Below are 17155 nucleotides of genomic sequence, written 5' to 3'. Positions count from 1 at the left end.
ATCGGGTGGGCAATCAAAAGTGAAAGGGTGGCGGGCGGTCTTTTGGGGCCGCCCGCCGCGCAGTTGGTGTCACAGATCAGGAGGGGATCTTATGTGGGTAGAAAGGTTGCTGACGGCGACCGGGCGTCAGGATCAGCGACTTACCTTGCCCTGGGGGCCGGTGGAAAGCGCCTTGCGGACGTCGCTGCCCGAGGATTACAAGCGCATGTGTGAGGCTTTCGGATACGGAACGTTCTCCGGCGCGTACTATCTGACGTCGATCGGCGCCGAGGAGAGTGGGGACATCCTCAGCGACTGGCAGGTGTATCTGCGGTCCGTCCCCGAGCCGGGTTCGGAGGGTGCGGATACGTCGCAGTACGCGCCGTATCCGATCTACCGGCCGGGGCGAGAGGGGCTGATTCCCTGGGGCGGAGGAGAAGCCGGTGACGAGATGTTCTGGCTGGCCGACTCAAACCCTCCGCACTCCTGGCCGACTCTTGTCCGCAACTCCGATTTCGGGCCGGGGGAGTGGTCACGTTTCGACATGCCGGTCTCGGAGTTCATGGGCCGGGCGCTGCTCGACCCCGATTTCGGGTTCTTCGGGTTGGCGGAGGCCGTCCCGACGCCGTTCTTCACCCCGGAGGACTGACGTGCTCGGCTCTTGTGCCGCGGCCTGACCTGTGAGTGCCAGATACCGCGCCAGACCATTGAGTCCTCGGTGCTTGGCGGCCCGTACGTCCGATCTACGGGCCCTGAGCAGATGAGCCGTCGCCGCCGTGTCGAGACCCATGACGACACGGAGCAGGACCGTCCGGGCCTGATGGTCCGGCAGGACGGCGACCAGGGAGAGGGCCCGTTCGGTGGAGATGGTCTCCAGCGCCTCCCGGGCCGTGTCCCGGGGGCCGGGGAAGTCATGGATCTCGCGGTCCAGGAGGTCCGTACGGGGTCTGCTCCGGCGGCGGCGCAGATGGTCCACGGCGCGGTGGCGGGCGATCGTGACCGCCCAGGCGATGAAGCCGGAGCCCGAGCCGTGGAATCGGCCGAGGCTTCGGACGATGTACAGCCAACTGTCCGAGGCGACGTCCTCCGCGTCCGGCCCGACCAGCCCGGAGAGATGGCGGAGCAGAACAGGCTGGACGGTCGCGTACACAACACTGAACGCCGTCTCGTCCCCGGACTGCGCCCGGCGGACCGCCTGGCCCAGGTCCGCTTCGAGTCCGCCGTCACCTGCACCCACGCGATCCCCTCCCGGTCCGGTCGGCCCCCTCGGAAGGTGCCCTTCCGCTCGGCGCGTCACGCTATCCCCGGGTGATAGCGGAACTTCTCCATGCGCTTATTCCTCAGGGGCTGTTCGACGGCCCCGGCCACGATGGGGAAGGTGAGTGCCGATGCAGCCGATCGTCGAACCACTACCTACGGCAGCGCAGACGCATGGCTACGTCTTGGATTTCGTCCGGCAGATCAACGCAAGGGTCGGACTGCCCCTCGACTACTCGGTGAAGAGCCTGCGGGTCGTCGACCGGGTGGTCGACGGGCTCAGACGGGGCGGCGGTGACCGGGCCCGGCCCGCGGAGACCTTGTTCGGGCTCGGCGCGTACGCGGGTGAGGTACTGGTCCGGCGGGCCGGTGGGTTCTGGGTCGACCTGAGTACCGAGCAGCGGGAACTGTTCGGTCAGCCGCTGGCCGTCCGGATGCCCGACGGGCGGAGCTGGAACCCGATCGGGAAGGTCGTGAAGCGGTTCGAGTACGGGGCGGAGGAGTCCGTGGCCCTGCTCTATCTCCAGCTCCACGGGCGGCGGCGGAGCGGCGGACCGACCCACCCGGGCGGCGGCCCGGTCCGGCCGCCGGGCCCGCCGAGGTAGGGCGGCGGGCCCAGAGGGGTGCGGGGGAGCGCCGGGCCCGGCGCTCCGCCCGCTTCGTAACGGGACTCGGACGGCGTCCGGATCAGGGCGTGCAGACGACCCCCTGGCACTGTGCCGCCTGCCCGTTGCCGGAGGCCCGGTTGCCGCCGCCGTCGGTGTTGCCCGGCTCGGTGTAGACGCCCCAGCCCTTGTTGTCGCGGGCGATGTTGCCCTGGAGGGTGTGGACGGACTTGGAGACGTAGACGCCGTCGCCCTGGTTGGCGGTGGCGGTGTTACGGATCAGCTGGTTCCCGGTCCCGGCCGGCGCGTCGCCGACGACATGGATGCCCTTGGCGCCGTTGCGGCTGGTCTGGTTCTCCCGGACGTCGTTGTTGCGGGAGAGCCCCAGGCTGATCCCGTCGCCGGTGGTGTCGCTGGCGATATTGGTATGGATCAGGTTGTTGTTGGCCGAGCTGAGTTCGATCCCGCCGGTGTTCCGGCTGACGTCGTTCCCGGTGACCGTGTTGCCATGGGCGGCCTGGAGCACGATCCCGCTGTCACCACTGTTGCGCAGGTTGTTGGAGAGCAGCCGGTTGCCGGTGGAGTCGGCGACGATCAGCCCGGCGTCGGCGCTGCGGACGGACGAGTTCCCCTGGAGCAGGTTGTTGTCGGAGCCGAGCCGCAGGGTGATCGCGGCATCACCGCTGTCGGCCGCCGTATTGGCGAGCAGGGTGCCGCGGTCGGCGTTCTCCAGCGCCAGGGCGGAGCCGCCGCTGCCGGTGATCCGGTTCCGCTCCAGCCGGTTGTCGGGGGAGTTCCGTACGACGGCACCCAAGCCCTGGTTGTTGGTCAGAGTGTTGTCGGTGATCAGATTGCCGCCCGCGCCGCCGGTGATCGCGATACCGCTGTGGCTCTGCCGGTCGATGAGGTTGTTGCGCACCTTGTTATTGCTGAGGGCGCTGTTGAGTTCGATACCCGAGAACTCGTTGTTGTGGACGGTGAGTTTCTCGATCACATTGCCAGAGGTCCCCGCGTTGAGCCGGACCCCGTAATCGAACTGCTCGACCCGGGCGGCGGTCGCGGCGCCGTTCGTGATGGTGACCCCGGCGAATCCGTTGTTACGGATCCCGGTACCCAGACCGATCCCGTCGACGGTGCGCCCATTGAGATCGATGGTGATCGCACCGGCCCCGACGACGATCCCGTCGCCTGGACAGTTCAGCAGGTCGGCCGTGAGTACGACACTCGTCGTCACGGTCTGCCCGCAGGTCAGCACCGTGGCGTGGGCCGACTGCGCGGGTACCGTGACCCCGATGAGCGCGGCGGCTCCGGCCACGGCGAACCATCTGGGGGAGGCTGCTCCGGAAAGGCGGATCATGTCGAGACCCCATTCCCTGTGGCTTGGTGTTCCCGATCACCCGAAGGCCGGTCCGGCCCCCGGGCGCGGCGACGAGACGGGCGGGCCGCCTCTCCCGACAGCGTCAAGGGAATGAATTACATGGGCTATGAATCGGCAAAGAATGACCAAAGTCGGGTGAAGGCTGACCGAATAGCCTGCCGGTCGGATGGATTTGGTGTCCGTGTGATCGCGTTCTTGTCGGCTTCGGGATGGAAAATGATCTCGAAGAGGATCACTACGTGAGCCCCGAAATAGCGACGCCCCCTACTGATTTGTTAATCCGTTGATCAGTAACGGGTGGGTGCGACGGCCTGTACGGCCGCCGGATCAGCCGAGCCCCGCCCGGGAGGGGCGGCTGGTCGCTTCCGGCCACGTAGCGGAATCCTCCGCTTCCTGTGCCGCGTCACGCCCGGTGAGGACATCGCCCCGTCGGCTCCGGGGGGTGACACGTTCATTGTCGGCGGAGCGCGGTCGCGCGGGGTGCGGGAGAAAGGGTGGTGCGGGTACCCGAGAGGCGGGTGTGAGGATGCCCTGGGGTGCGGGACACCGGGCCCCGCGCGTGTCAGAAGGGCATGTGCATGCGTCATGGCACCGAGGAGCGGGCGGGATCCCGACCGATCCGCTTCGCCCGGATATCACTGCTCTCCCGATGACTTCTCATCCGTGGCTGGTCGTGGGGCCGCCGGGCCCGCGTCCGGGTCCTGGCGCCGGCCCGGGTGGCGGTGGCCGTGGCCGCCGTCATGCCCATCGTCATGGGTCGACCTCGACAGCCGTGGCCGCCACGTTGCCTGGTGCTATTACCTGTACGACAGCAAACCAAGCAACGGGGTACGGGGGTCGTCCTCGCCTGCGGTATCCGCAAACAGGGTTGGCCGGGCCTTGTCCGGTACCCGCGATACCGGATCTCGGTCCGGCGCTGAGCCGTACTTCGGATCCCGGGGCCGAAGCGTCTTCGCCCCCCGGGGATCCTCGGCATCTGCCGCCGGGCATCATGGAACGGCCGCCCTCACCTCGGTTCCCAGGCCGCCACGCACAGCGCATCGGAGACGGCTGACACATAGCGGGCGGCGGCGAGCCAGTGTGTGGCGAAGCCGTCGGTGTCGGCGGGCAGCAGGCGGCCGAAGGGGTCGCGCGCGCGGCGGCCCGCCGACGCGCGGAGGGCGGTGAGGAGGTCGGCGGCCGTCGGCAGGCCCGCCCGGCGGAGGCGGTGGCTCTCGGCGGAGACGTCGCCGAGTATGCCGAGGGCGGCGCGCCCCGCCGGGACCGTCTGGTCCACGCGGCGGGCCAGGAGATGCAGGGGCGAGTGGTCGCCGAATCCGCCGGGCTCGTACGGGACCGGGGGCGGGGCGGCGCCCGGGGCGGGGAGGTCGGCGCGGCCCAGCCGGTCGAAGCCGAGGTCGATCGTGCCCTCGCCGGTGGGATGCGAGCAGGCGAGCAGGGTGAGCCGGGGGTGGAGGGCGGGCACCAGGCGTCCGATGATCCGCAGCCGTGTCCCCGGTGCCGTGGCCAGCAGCATCAGATTGTCCCGGTGGGCCAGCGCCGGGTCGTCGTCGGCGACCGTGAGCCGGACGGCGATCCCGCCGTCGCACCGGGCGAGCAGGCAGATACCGCCCGACTCCTTCACGGCGCCGAGCAGTTCGACGTCCAGGAAGAGCAGGTCGTCACCGCCGCCGAACGGGTCCGTGTCGGGGGAAGCGGATCCGAGGGCTCTGGCGACCTGCTGGGACGGCGGTGGCTCCCAGAGCGCGGCGAGCGGCGGTTCCGTCCAGGCCACCCCCTTGGCCGAGACGGCCTTGACGCCCTTCCCCGCGCCCAGTCGGCCGTCCGGGGAGACCGTCGCCCCCGAGACCGCCAGTCCGGCCCGGCCCAGCTCCCGGTGGGTGAGCGCGCTGTCCCCGAGCCGTACGGCACGGTCGGCCACGCCCACGGCCCGCCCGGCGCCGCCGGGTGCCACGTCACCGGCTGTGAAGAGCCGTCCGTCCGGTCCGGCGACCCAGGTACGGGCGCCGCCGTGGCCCGAGTCGGTGACCACGGGTTCGGTGAACAGGCCGTAGAGGCGCAGCGACCCGTCCGGGGTGTACGGGCGGCGGGCCCGGCCCTTGACGGCGGCCAGCTCCGGTCCGGTCGCCGTGCCCACCCGGTGCGCGGTGCCCAGGAGTTCGGCGAGGGCGGTGACGAGGTCGGCCGTACGGTACGAGGGGTCTCCGGCGCGGGCCGCGCGCAGCAGGGCGACGACGGAGACCGCGGCGCCCGCGGCGCGCGGCAGGGACCGGAGCCGAGCGGTGTGGGCGGCGCGCAGGAGCGCCGCCTGGGCGACGGCGCCGGCGCCGTCGACACCGGCCTCCAGTACGGCGGCCCCCGCCGACCACAGGGCCCCGGCCGCGGTACGTTCGGCCGGGCTCGCGGTCTCGGCCGGAGCGTCCGGCAGGTTGTCGGTGTACGGGGTCGGTTCGGGTGCCGTCGCGGGCTCGGGGGCCGGATCCGCCGTGGGGGCTGCGCAGGCGGCGGCCGCGCGGTGGACACAGGCCGGGGCGAGGAGGCAGCCGCAGCGGATGGCGTCCGCCGTCGCCACCACGCCGCCCGGCGCGTGGAGGCGCAGTTCGGTCTCGTCGTCGACCGCGATCGTCACCGTGTCCCCGTCTCGGCGGACCGGGCGGGCGGCGAGTTTGGCGACCGCCGCGTCCAGCCGCTTGCGCAGCCGGGGGGAGAGGTCCTCCACCAGGGCGGCGGTGACCTCCGGCGCTACGGAGGGCAACTCGACGGCGGTCATCCGGTCTTCTCCCCTATCCAGCGGGCCAGTTCGAGCGGGCTGAGCGCGGCCACGGGCATTCCGGCGGCCACGAGCTGTCCGGCGATCCCCGTCGAGTAGCGGGGCCGTCCCGCGTCGTCCAGGCTCGCGCAGCCGAGGACATGGCAGCCGGTGGCTACCAGATTCCGGACCTCGGCGAGCAGTCCGCCGAGCGGGGCGCCCTCCTCGAAGTCGCTGATGACGACGACGATCGTGCGGGTGGGCACGGTGATGAGTTCGCGTGCGTGCCGCAGTCCGGCGGCGATGTGCGTGCCGCCGCCCACACTCACCTCCAGCAGGAGCGAGAGGGGGTCGTGGACATGGCCGGTGAGGTCGATGACCTCGGTGGAGAAGGCGAGGAAGTGGGTGCTCAGGGTCGGCACCCCGGCCAGTACGGACGCGGTCAGCGCCGACCAGATCGTGGACGCCTCCATGGAACCGGAGACGTCGGTGACCAGGATCAGCCGCCAGTCGGCCGACCGGCGGGCGCGGGCGCGGAACACCGGCTTCTCGGGGATCACCCGGACCGTCCCGTCGGCCGTCCGGCGGGCGGTGGCCAGATTGGCGCGCAGCGTACGGGGCAGGTCCAGCCGTCCGCCGGGGCGACGGGTGGGGCGGGCCGTCGTCGTGCCGGTGAGGGCGGGCCGCAGCCGGGTGGCGAGCTGCCGGGTCAGTTCGTCGACCAGGCGGCGGACCAGGGGGCGCAGCGCCGCCAGGCGGGCCTCGGGCAGGCCGCCCGCGTACCGCAGGACCGTACGCAGCAGCTCCACGGAGGGGGTGGCGGCGGCCGGGTCGAGCGCGGTGAACACATCCGTCCGGCCGGTCGCGGCAGCGGCGGCGAGGACTTCCTCGCGGATTCCGGGGCCGAACAGCGCGGCCAGCTCCTCGGACCATTCGCGGACGCCGGGGAAGGGCGCCTCGCGTCCCCCTCGGCCGGGGGCGGCCGTACCGCCCCGGGAGCCTTCGCCGTGTCCCGAGCCGTACAGCTCGTCGAGGGCGGTCGCCAGGCGGGCGGCGCCGGACGGCAGCCGGTCGGGGCGGCGGCCGAGCACGAGCCGCCAGCGGTCGGCGGGTGCCGGGGTCCGTACGGGGTCGGCGGCGCCGCCCGTGCCGGACCGGGGTGCGGCGGTCGCCGCCGGGCGGGGGACGGCACTCGCCGGGGGCCGCGGGTCGTCGTGTGCCGGAGCCGAAACGGGCAGGCCGAGGCCGGTCAGGAGGTCGCGGGCCGCGAGGTCGGCGGCCGTACGGCGGGCCAGTTCGGCCGGGTCCTCGATGTCGGGGCCGTCCACCCGCTCGCCCAGCCGCTCCTCGACGGTCTCCAGCAGCCGGTCCCGCGCGGCGGGGCTCAGGGTCTCGAAACCACCACGCAAAGCGGGCAGCCGGGCCAGGAACGCGGTGTCGTCCAGCTCGACCACGCGGTGCAGCAGCGGATCCAGGGCACCGGCGCCGACGGTCAGGAGCGGGCCCGCCGCCGTCAGGACTCCGGTCAGGCGGGCGGTGAGCGCGGCCCGGGAGGCGCCGTCCACGGCCGCGTCGACCCAGGAGGCGACGCGTATCCCGAACGTCTCCGCCTCGTCGTGGCCGGTGAGCACCCGGACGGCCCCGGCGGCGGCGGCGATCAGCGGGGTGCCGTTCGCGACCAGCCGGGCGAGGGCGTCGGTCAGCCGGATGCCGCCCACCCGGTCCGCGCGCTGGGCCAGTTCCAGCAGGGCGCGGGCGTCCTCGGGCTCCTCGGATCCGGTCAGGCCGTCGACCTGCCGGACCGCGGCGGCCGTCAGCAGCTCCGCCGCGTCCGCGACACCGACGCCGACATCGGAGAAGCCACCGGCGCCAGCACCGGGGGAGGCCCCGGCCGTTTCGCGGCCCGACGTGGTGTCCGGGGCGGCCGGGCCCGGCAGATGGCCCGCCGCGATCCGGTCCAGGAGGTCGAGCCCGGCGAGGAGTTCGGGCAGGGTGCCGCCGGACGGGAGTACGGCCGCCAGTTCGGTGAGCCGTTCACCGGCCAGTACGGGCAGTCCGCACTCGGCGGCCTCCGTCAGACCCCGTACGACCTGGGCGGCGGTGGGGCCGCCCGCGGCGCGCTCGGCCGCGTGCCGCTGCCGCAGCACTCCCTCGGCCGCCTGGGCGGGGGTGACCCCGCGGGCCCCGGCGGCGGTGAGCATCGCGTCCGTCGCCGGAGTCCACCGCACCTGCCAGCGCGTGGTCAGCCCCTCCGTACCCCCGGCGCCCGTCACCCCCTGTTCCCGCGCGTAGGGGACACCGCACACCGTCAGCCTGCGCAGCAGCAGTTCGCGTCGTCCGTCGAGTCCGGAGCGGGCCGGGTCGAGCCGGAGATCGCGCGGCGCCTTCTCGTGCGCGTCGCCGGGGCCGGGGAGCGAGAGCGCCGCGGTCTCGGCCTCCACCGCGGGGCCCAGTCCGCCGCGCGGGGCGGCGGGGGCGGGCCGTCCGGTGCGGGCGCCGACGAGGACCCGTTCGAGCGACCGGGCGACCGCCCGGCCCGTGCCGTGGGTCTCGCCGCGCCCGAGGACCGACTGCACGGCCTCCAGGAGTTCGCCCCTGCCGGGGGCGGGCAGGTCGCGGAGCCGGGCCAGGTCGGCGGCGACCCGGACGATCTCCCGGCCCTCCGCCGGGCCGTAGGGGTGACCGTGTTCGCGCAGGTCGGCGCAGATCCGGACGGCGGTACGGATCAGCGCCTCGTGGAGGGCCGCCGGGTCCCCGGCCGCTTCGAGGACGGTGTGCTGCCACTCCGGGTCCCGGATGCCGGACGGATACCCGGACCGGGAGTCGAGCAGCGGATAGGTATAGGGGATCAGGGAGACCGTGCACACCGGCTCACCGGTGGTGTCGTCCTCCCGGCCCGTACCCGGCTCGCCCGATGCGGGCCCGGAGGAGGCGGACGGCAGCAGCGCCGGGGTGTGGAAGGCCCCCACCACCACGGCGGGCCGCCGTCCGTCCGCCAGCGCCTCGGCGAGACGTTCGCGCATATACGCCTCACGCGCCAGGTCCGTACCGTCCACACCTCCCCGCGACTCGGCCTCGTACCGAAGGGCCCAGCCGGTGAGCAGCGCGGCCCGGCGCACCGCCTCGGGTGCCGAACCGGGGGCGGGGGCCTCGACCAGCCGGTCCCACAGGTCGTCGCCGTCCCGGCCGGTGAGCCGGGACCGCAGGGCGGCGGACAGCCCGTGTCCCTCCCCGGCTACGGCCGAGGGCCCGGGAGCCGGGCCCGTACCGGCGGCCCCGTCCGGACCGCCCCGGACCCAGGCCCGGTCGGCCAGCGGCAGATCGCAGGCCACGGCCGGGATCCCGTTCCGCGCCGCCCACCGCAGGGCGACCAGCTCGGGCGAGAAATCGGCGAACGGATAGAAGGCGGGCCCCCGCTCACCCGCCGTCCCCGTCCCGTCCCCGGGTACGGCGGCCAGCGCCACCGGGGCCTCGGTCTCCTCATGGGCCAGCCAGCCCAGCCAGGGCTGGAAGTCGGCCGGCAGTTCGACGAGCAGGACATCGGGGGCCGCCGCGTCCAGCAGGGCCGGGAGAGCGGCGGCGAGCGAGGGCGCGTGATGGCGCACCCCGATCAGATACGGCAGCCCGGGGGCGGTGGCCGCCAGGGCGGCCACCGCGCCCTCCGGGGTCGTCGGACGCTCCGTCATCAGCCCTCCAGCACCGAGCGCAGCTCCCACAGGGCACGCCAGGTCGCCGAGCCCTGCTCCGCGCGCCTGCGCACCGGACCGTCCCAGTAACCCAGCAGCCGCGCCGCGTCGGCGGGGTCGTCCTTGCGTACGACTCCGAGCAGATGGCCGGGGAGGAGGGAGAGGACGTCCCGGTCGCCGGGAAAGAAGGCGGCGGCCAGACCGAGCGAGCCCGCGACGGAGACCGCCTCCGCGGTACTCATCACCGTGGAGGGCCGCTCCACCTCCCAGCCCTCCGCCGAGCGGCCGTCGCGCAGATCCCGGAAGGCGGTGACCAGGGCCTCCAGCACGGCGTCGTCCACCTGGTAGGCGGTGCCCGCGCGTTCGACGGCCGCCCGCGACTGGCTCCGGACGAGCGCCGTCTCGACGTCCGCGTCCCCGATCGGGCCCACCGTCTCGAAGTTGAACCGCCGCTTCAGCGCGGCCGACATCTCCGAGACGCCCCTGTCCCGGAGGTTGGCGGTGGCGATCAGGGTGAACCCGGGGGCCGCGTGCAGCTGCGAACCCTCACCGCCCGCGAGTTCGGGCACCGCGATCCGCCGCTCGGAGAGCAGCGACACCAGCGAGTCCTGGACCTCGGGCAGACAGCGGGTCACCTCCTCGACGCGGGCCACGGCGCCCCGGGTCATGGCGGTGAGCACCGGGGACGGCACCAGGGCCTGCTCGGTGGGGCCCTGGGCGAGCAGCAGCGCGTAGTTCCAGCCGTACTTGAGCTGGTCCTCGGTGGTGCCCGCGGTGCCCTGCACGGTGAGCGCGCTGGTACCGCAGACGGCCGCCGACAGCAGCTCGGAGAGCAGGGACTTGGCGGTACCGGGCTCGCCCACGAGCAGCAGCCCCCGCTCCCCGGCGAGGGTGACCACACACCGCTCGACCAGGGCGCGCTCGCCGACGAACTTCTGCTCGATCACCAGGCGGACCGGTATCCCGGCGCCGGGCCGTACGCCCTTCGGCAGCCCGAGTGCCTCGCCCCCGCTGCCCATCACGAAGGTGACGACGGCGCGCGGAGTGAGCAGCCAGCCGGGAGGCCGCGGCCCCGGGTCGTGGGCGGCGAGGAAGGCCAGCTCGGTGGCGTACCGGTCCTCCGGCGGGACGACCTGCCGGTTCTTCCGGCCCGCCGGGCCGGCGGAAGCCCCCGCCGGGTCGGGGGATCCGCCCGAGGTGAGAGTGTCGGTGGGGTTCGTGCTGTCGCTCATCGGCGGCGGCCCTTCCGGGTTGCGCGGGTGTCCAGTTCCTCGAAGGCGGGGGCGTCGCCGCCGCGCGCCCGTGACCAGGCCGCGGCGAACAGCTCGGACACGGGGAGGTGGGGCAGGGTCCGGGCGGATCCCACCACCGGGTACAGCTTTTCCTTCCAGGTTTCCAGCGGCAGACCGGGCGCCGAGCGCTCCAGCCAGCCGCAGGGCAGGAAGAGGGCACGCCCGGCGCGGGCCCGCTTGGCCTCCACCACCAGATCGGTGGCGGCCAGTTCCGCCCGCGCCTTCTTGACCCGGGCCGGCTTCCACCCCGTCCAGCGGACGCAGTTGCGGTCCGTCGGGTCGGGCAGGGCGAGCAGCATCAGATACAGGGCGGCGGCGTCGGCGCCAAGGCCGATGACCTCGGCGGCCTCGGCCACCAGCTCCGGCACCGTACGCGTCGGATCCTGGGCCGGGTAGTGCGGAGTGCCGTCGGGGGCGCCCGCCGAGACCAGGGCGTCGGTCTCCTCCGACAGCAGGTCGCGCAGGGCACGGACCTCGGCCCGCCGGTGCCCCTGGGCGATGCCCTCGATCAGGCCGAACGCCGGGTCGCCGGCGCCCAGCAGGCCCGCCGGGCGGATCAGCAGCCGCTCGCCGTTCCTCTCGTCGGGCGCCAGGAGCAGCGCCGTACCGGACCGGACCAGGCCGTCGGACCCCGCGCCTCCGGACTCCGGAAGCTGAAGGGCGGCGCGGATCACGGGGCCGATCGGATTGCCCTCCTCGGTCCACTGCAGCCCCAGGTCCAGCACCAGCTCCGGGTCACGCAGCGGGCGGCGCAGGCCCGCGAGGCCGGTGACCAGGCAGGACCGCAGCGGATGCCCGTACGGCAATGTGTAGGCGAGGGTCCGCAGGGCGGTCAGGGCGGAGCCGATCGTGCCGTACGCGCCCACCCGGCGCAGGCCCGGCCGGTTGGTGCCGTCCTCGATCGGGGTGCCCCCGGCCGACCAGGTCCGGGAGGCCGCGTTGAGGACCAGGTCGACGGAGCCCTGCGCGGTGCCCGTCAGATCGAGCTCCAACTCCTCGGGGACACGGACGACCGCGCCCAGCCGCTCCCGCCAGACCCCGGCGGCGCCGGGGACGTCCGGGCCCGTGGACCACAGCTCGGCCGGGTCGGCCGGGAGCAGGGCCTTCCGTACCGCGTACCGGTCGGCCGAGGGCAGGGCGTCCAGTTTCGTCTGGGCGTCCTGGAGGGCGCGCGTCTTGACCCCGAGCAGCGCCAGCGCCTCGGCACCGGGTTCCTCGACGGCGGCGGAGAGCAGGGCCGTGGCCTGGAGCGGTCCGATACCGGTGGCCGCGTGGAACGCCTCGGCCGCCTCCGGGCGCCAGGGCGCGGGACCCCGCTCCCGGACGAGGGCGGTGAGCCGGGTGAGCCGGTCGGGGGCGGTGCCCTGCCGGAAGACGTGCTCGCCCTCCAGGGCGAAGCCGGGAACCGGCCCGAAGACACCGGCGGGGTCGTGGTCCAGGGCCAGCCAGCGCGGCTGGCCCCGCAGCGAGTTCCAGCCGCCGTCGGCGATGACGACGACGGTGCGGTCTCCGTTGCGGAACACCTGGCCGAGCGGGGTCAGGTCCTTTCGGCTCTGCCCGGACGCCGTGGCGGGCGACAGCTCGGTGAGCCTGATCCGGCGTACGGTGCCCGCCGGATCGGCCAGCGGGCCCTCGGCGACCGTGTCGAGCAGGACCAGCAGCCCGGCCCGGTGCTCCGGCGAGGTGGCCGCCGACGCGGCCCGGTAGGCGAGTTCGGGGAGTACGTCGAGCAGCGACGTCCAGTCCGGGGACTGGACGGGAACCGTGTGCCCGTCCCGCCGCCAGCCGTCCACGGCCGTGAACGGAGCCCCGGACGGCACGGCCGGCCCGTACGCGGGCTCACCGCCGAGTACGTGGTTGACGGCGAGGAGCTGCCGGATCAGGGACCAACGGGCGTCGGAGCCCCACCAGCCGCGGTACATCCGGTCCGAGCCCCAGGCAGTGGCCTGCGACAGGCTCAGATCGTCGGCCTGCTCGGGCGAGCGGTCGAAGAACATGCCCTCCGTGCGGGCGGTGGTGCGGGGGTCGGCCGCCCGGACCGGCTCGGGCGGTGCCAGATACCGGACGAGGGCGGTGGCCCGGTACACCGCGTCGCAGACGGTCGCGGTGACCCCGCTCCGCAGCCGAGCGTCCGACACCTCGGGCAGTACCCGGGCGACGGCCTCCTCCGTCAGCTCCCGAGAGCTGGGCCCGGTGTACTTCTCGGCCGCCCGGAACGCCTTCAGATGCGCGGCGATCGCGGTGGCGACCTCCTTGACCAGCTCCTCCGCCCGGGCGTCCGTCAGGTTCCGCAGGGCGAGGGAACCGGCTTCGTCGCGCGTCCGCAGGGCGTGCCAGTAGACGACGGGCGGCACATAGGGGGTGCCCGCCGCCGCGTCCCGCCCGGCGGAGTCGGTGGCGACGGACCACAGATCGCCACCGGCGCCGTCGGTGTCCGCCGGATGGGCTTCGACGAACCGCCCGGTGACGGCCAGGACCGGACGCGAACCACCGGGCAGCGTGAGGGCGCCGATCGGTACCGGCGAACCACCGCCGGGCAGGGAGACGGTGTGTCCGTCGGGGGTGCCCGCGACGATCCGGTGCCCGTCCGCCGGGGCGGCGGCGCCCGGCTCGGCGACCGTACGGCGGACCCAGCGGCCGAGGACCGTACCGTCCGTGCCCAACGGCGTGTTCTCCAGCCCCGGCTGGAGGGGCAGCACCTGGCAGCGCTCGGTGAGCAGACGGCTGCCGTCCCGTACCCCGGCGCGGAGGAAGGCGGGCAGCGATGCCCGGCCGTGCGCGCCGGTCGCCGGGTCGTACTCCAGCCACACCCGCTGGGTGCCCTGACGGCCCGCCCGCCAGTAACCGGTGCCGTCGGAGAGGACGGCGCGCTGCGGCGGCAGTGATGTGTCACCCGCGTGCAGGGCCTTGCCGCCGGTGGCGCGGCCACCGCCGGGCAGCGGCAGACAGGCCCCTTCGGAGGGGCCGGCGTTGCCCCAGCGCGAGGTCTGCTCGCCGCCGACGGCGAACACCTCGCCGGGGCGGTTCGACCAGTAGCCCCGCTGCTTGCCGTCCTCCCACCAGATGACCAGCAGTTCGCCGTCGACGTAGTGGAAGGAGAGCGCCACGTTCTCGACGACGGTGGCGGGCAGCCGCAGCTCGTGCCGGAGCAGAACGCCTTCGGGGCCGACGACGACGGCCCGTTGAGACGTGTTCAGGATCAGTGCGGGCCAGGCGCCGGTGACGACGACTCCCCGCGACCGGTGGCGCCCCTGATGCGCGGCGGCGGACTCGGCGGCCAGTTCGGCGTACGTCTCGTCGAGGGCCGGCCAGCCCAGTTCGTCGAGGACACCGGTACGCAGCGTGGCGGCGAGCACCGGTACGACGTCATGGCCTTCGAGCAGCCGTACCGCCTCGGGGGCGACATCCGCGACCACCGGACGGAACGCCGAGATCCTGTTGTACGTGGTGAGCAGCCGGGGCAGCCCGACCGCCTCCGTGTACTCCCTCGCGCGGGCGGTCAGCCACTCCCGCAGGATGCCGGAGAGCACCGGATGCGCCGCCAGCCTCGCCAGGTCGGCTTCCTTCAACTGCTGACCGCGTCCGCCGCCGAGGCCGCCGACGGTCCGGCTCAGCAGGGAGCGGAAGACCGGCCGTCCGGCGACGGCGACGAGGTCCCGCGCGCCGGGCGCCTCGTCGGCGAGCCAGGTGCCGAGCGGGAGCACCGGGGTCGACATGTAGTCGCCGTCGCCCTCGCCCGGTTCGGCGACCGGGACGTCCGAGGCCAGACAGAGATCGAGGAGGTCCAGGTCGGCGGTGCGCCGCCAGCGGCCCTGGAACAGCTCGACGGGATCCCCGTCGGCCCGCAGCCGGTCCGCCATCCGGGCGACGAGGCCGAGGGTCTCCGGGCCGCGGCCGCAGAAGGCCCGGTTGCGCCTGCGGTGCGCCTCCCAGCGGCCGAGCCACTCCGCGGCGGAGACGACCGGGCCGCCGGAGGCGTCCGGGAGGGCGGTCAGCAACTCCTCCGCGCCGGACTCCGCCAGCAGCGCGAGCCAGCCGGTCCGCTCATTCTCGTCCCGGTCGTTCTCGCCGAAGTGCTCCGGGAAGAAGCCGAGGAGCCGGACGCGTACGGCCACGTCCCGCCGGGCGAGGGCGATCAGGGCGGGACGGTAGGCCGTCCAGAACGAGGCGGGGGCGCGGACGACGCCCGGCGAGCCGATCAGATCGCCCACCAGCTCGCGTTCGGCGGTCTCCCGGTCCAGCCCGGCCTCCTTGACCAGCGCGCGTACGTCCTGGGGCAGCGCCGCGTACGGCGGCATCCCGGCACCGCAGCGCTCGACCAGCAGCCGGCGGAACTGCGCCCAGGCGTCCGCCGGTGCCAGCCGGGCCGCCAGGTCCCGTACGTACTGCCGCAGCGCCTTCACGGTCAGCGCCCCGGCGAAGGCGAACTCCAGGAAGACGGCCCGCTGCCGGTCCTCGTCCACGGCCAGCCCGTGCACCCGCTCGGCCTCCCGGGCCTTGCCGAAGAAGGACGCCGCGTAGGAGGTGTTCTCGGCCTCCAGGAAGAGGCGCGCCACCTGCTCGTAGTAGGTGGGGAGGAAGTGGGGCACGGCCCGGCCGAGCCGGGTGCCGAGGGCGTCGAAGCCCTCCTTGGCCGCCCCGGCGCGGCTCTTGGCCTGCCGGCCCAGCCGCTCGATGTCCTTGACCAGGGCCAGGGCGTGGTGCCCGTTGGCCGGATCGTTGACCAGGGCCCAGGCGGGGAAGCCCAGCGTCTCGCGGCGCACCTGGCCCACGACGGGGGCCTCGGCGGTCCGGGCCAGCCCCAGGAACTCCAGGGCCAGGTCCTCGGCCTCCCCGAGGGTGCCCGGTACGAGCCGGACCACGGGGCGGTCGCCGAGTGCGGTGTGGGTGTAGGTCCGGGCGGTCAGCGCGTCGGCGTCGTCCCGGTCGGTGGTCCCGGCGGGGAGGATCGCGCCCGCGTCCAGCAGGGCCGCCGCGTGAGCCGCGCCGGACTCCGGCCCGGCGGCCGTGATGTCCGTGGTGGACGTGCTGGTCGTACGGATGTCCGTGGTCGTGGTGCTCATGCCGCCTGCTCCTCGTCTTCCACATCGCGGCCGGCGTAGAGCGCCGCCGCCATGCGCATGCCCTCGGACCACGCCACGGGGCCGACTTCGGCGGCCGTCAGGGCGCGCCCGGCGGGGTCGGTCCAGCCCAGGGGGCCCGTCTCGGTGTCGTACGCGTCGTAGCCGTCGTGCTCGCCGATCCAGATCCGCGCCTCGGTGCCGACGCCGTCCTCGACGACCTGGCAGACCGCGTATCCGCCGCGCGACCGGTACCCGAGCTGGGTGACGCGGCCGTGCAGAAAGCGGAGCTCCTTGAAGACCCCGCCCGCGTAGGTGTCCACGGAGGTGGTGTCCGGGGCGAGGTCCACCGGGCGGTGCCACACCTCGCGGAACAACTGCTCCACGTTCTGGCGCACCTCCAGCTCGACCGCGAACTCCCGCAGATCGTCCAGCTCGTCCAGGAGGACGGGATGGGGCAGCCGGACGACGTCCGGGGCGATACGGACCGTGTCGCCGTCCAGGTCGACGAGGCCGAGTCCGCGACCGGGGTCGACATCGCGCAGGAACCCGGCGACCCCGCCGTCCGCCCCGGTCACCACCACGTCCCGCAGGGCCGCCCGCCACGCCGGGTCGGGCCAGACCCGGGCGAGTACGGCCGCGGGAACGGGCAGCGAGCGGACCATCCACTGCTCGACCTCGGTCAGGCACCGCCGCTCGTGCCGTTCCAGCCACTCGGTCAGCTGCCGCAGCCCGACGACCGCCGGATCGTCCTTGAGTTTGGCCGGGACGGTTTTCAGCCGCCGGCCCTGCCCGTTGCGGCAGACCACCTTGCCCGCCTCCAGGGCGACCTCGTAGTCGCCCGCGGATACCCACCCCATGCGCTGTTCCCCCATGGTTCCCCGACACCGCCGGACCGGCGGCACGCTGATGAGACCTGTCAACGGCGACGCGCCGTGACGAGTGGGAGAGACTTTAGGCGACCCCAGTGACAACGGGCCCCGAGCGGTCCGCGGGCCCGTCGGACCGAAACGTTTCGCCCCGCTGTTCACGCGGCCCGGAGTGCGGACCGGAGTATCGGGGCATCACTTCGCGCCACCGCGGCCGTCGGCGGGCGGCGGCCCGGCGGGTCCTTTCCGTACGGCGGAACGGGCGGGTCACGCCGAGGCG

9 protein-coding genes are annotated in these 17155 nt (G+C 74.1%); 2 read left to right on the top strand and 7 right to left on the bottom strand.

The annotated features are described in order from the left end of the window. The first annotated feature begins 106 nt into the window (after positions 1–106). Positions 107–628 carry a hypothetical protein gene (locus tag ABZ714_RS21480; protein WP_358826879.1) on the top strand — a complete coding sequence of 174 codons (522 nt, stop codon included), beginning with the start codon at positions 107–109 and terminating at the stop codon, positions 626–628. On the opposite strand, the gene ABZ714_RS21475 is transcribed toward ABZ714_RS21480, so the two are convergent. Then, entirely contained in the window at positions 512–1216 is a 705-nt protein-coding gene (locus ABZ714_RS21475; protein WP_358826878.1) for a sigma-70 family RNA polymerase sigma factor, read from the bottom strand. The genes ABZ714_RS21480 and ABZ714_RS21475 overlap by 117 nt on opposite strands. A 151-nt stretch (positions 1217–1367) precedes the next feature. On the opposite strand from ABZ714_RS21475, the gene ABZ714_RS21470 reads away from it, so the two are divergent. After that, positions 1368–1841, top strand: a complete 474-nt coding sequence (locus tag ABZ714_RS21470; protein WP_358826877.1) for a hypothetical protein — start codon at positions 1368–1370, stop codon at positions 1839–1841. Positions 1842–1923: 82 nt separating this feature from the next. Here ABZ714_RS21470 and ABZ714_RS21465 read toward each other — a convergent pair whose 3' ends face one another. From ABZ714_RS21465 to ABZ714_RS21440, 6 genes are all read right to left on the bottom strand, one after another. Continuing rightward, the gene (locus ABZ714_RS21465; RefSeq protein ID WP_358826876.1) at positions 1924–3156 is read right to left on the bottom strand and encodes a right-handed parallel beta-helix repeat-containing protein; all 1233 of its coding nucleotides are present in this window, start codon (positions 3154–3156) and stop codon (positions 1924–1926) included. Between the two features lie 1069 nt (positions 3157–4225). Then, positions 4226–5989, bottom strand: a complete 1764-nt coding sequence (locus ABZ714_RS21460) for a hypothetical protein (RefSeq protein ID WP_358826875.1) — start codon at positions 5987–5989, stop codon at positions 4226–4228. Then, positions 5986–9654, bottom strand: a complete 3669-nt coding sequence (locus tag ABZ714_RS21455; RefSeq protein ID WP_358826874.1) for a DUF5682 family protein — start codon at positions 9652–9654, stop codon at positions 5986–5988. The genes ABZ714_RS21460 and ABZ714_RS21455 overlap by 4 nt, the downstream gene beginning before the upstream one ends. Beyond that, a complete protein-coding gene (locus tag ABZ714_RS21450) occupies positions 9654–10886 on the bottom strand; it encodes an AAA family ATPase (protein ID WP_358826873.1) in 1233 nt (410 codons plus the stop codon). The genes ABZ714_RS21455 and ABZ714_RS21450 overlap by 1 nt, the downstream gene beginning before the upstream one ends. Beyond that, entirely contained in the window at positions 10883–16009 is a 5127-nt protein-coding gene (locus ABZ714_RS21445) for a hypothetical protein (RefSeq protein ID WP_358826872.1), read from the bottom strand. The genes ABZ714_RS21450 and ABZ714_RS21445 overlap by 4 nt, the downstream gene beginning before the upstream one ends. Beyond that, positions 16006–16866 carry a DUF4132 domain-containing protein gene (locus ABZ714_RS21440; RefSeq protein ID WP_358826871.1) on the bottom strand — a complete coding sequence of 287 codons (861 nt, stop codon included), beginning with the start codon at positions 16864–16866 and terminating at the stop codon, positions 16006–16008. The genes ABZ714_RS21445 and ABZ714_RS21440 overlap by 4 nt, the downstream gene beginning before the upstream one ends. Positions 16867–17155: the final 289 nt, after the last annotated feature.

The organism is Streptomyces sp. NPDC006798 (genome assembly GCF_040635975.1).
Lineage (GTDB): Bacteria > Actinomycetota > Actinomycetes > Streptomycetales > Streptomycetaceae > Streptomyces.
This window is presented reverse-complemented; position numbering and strand designations above follow the sequence as displayed.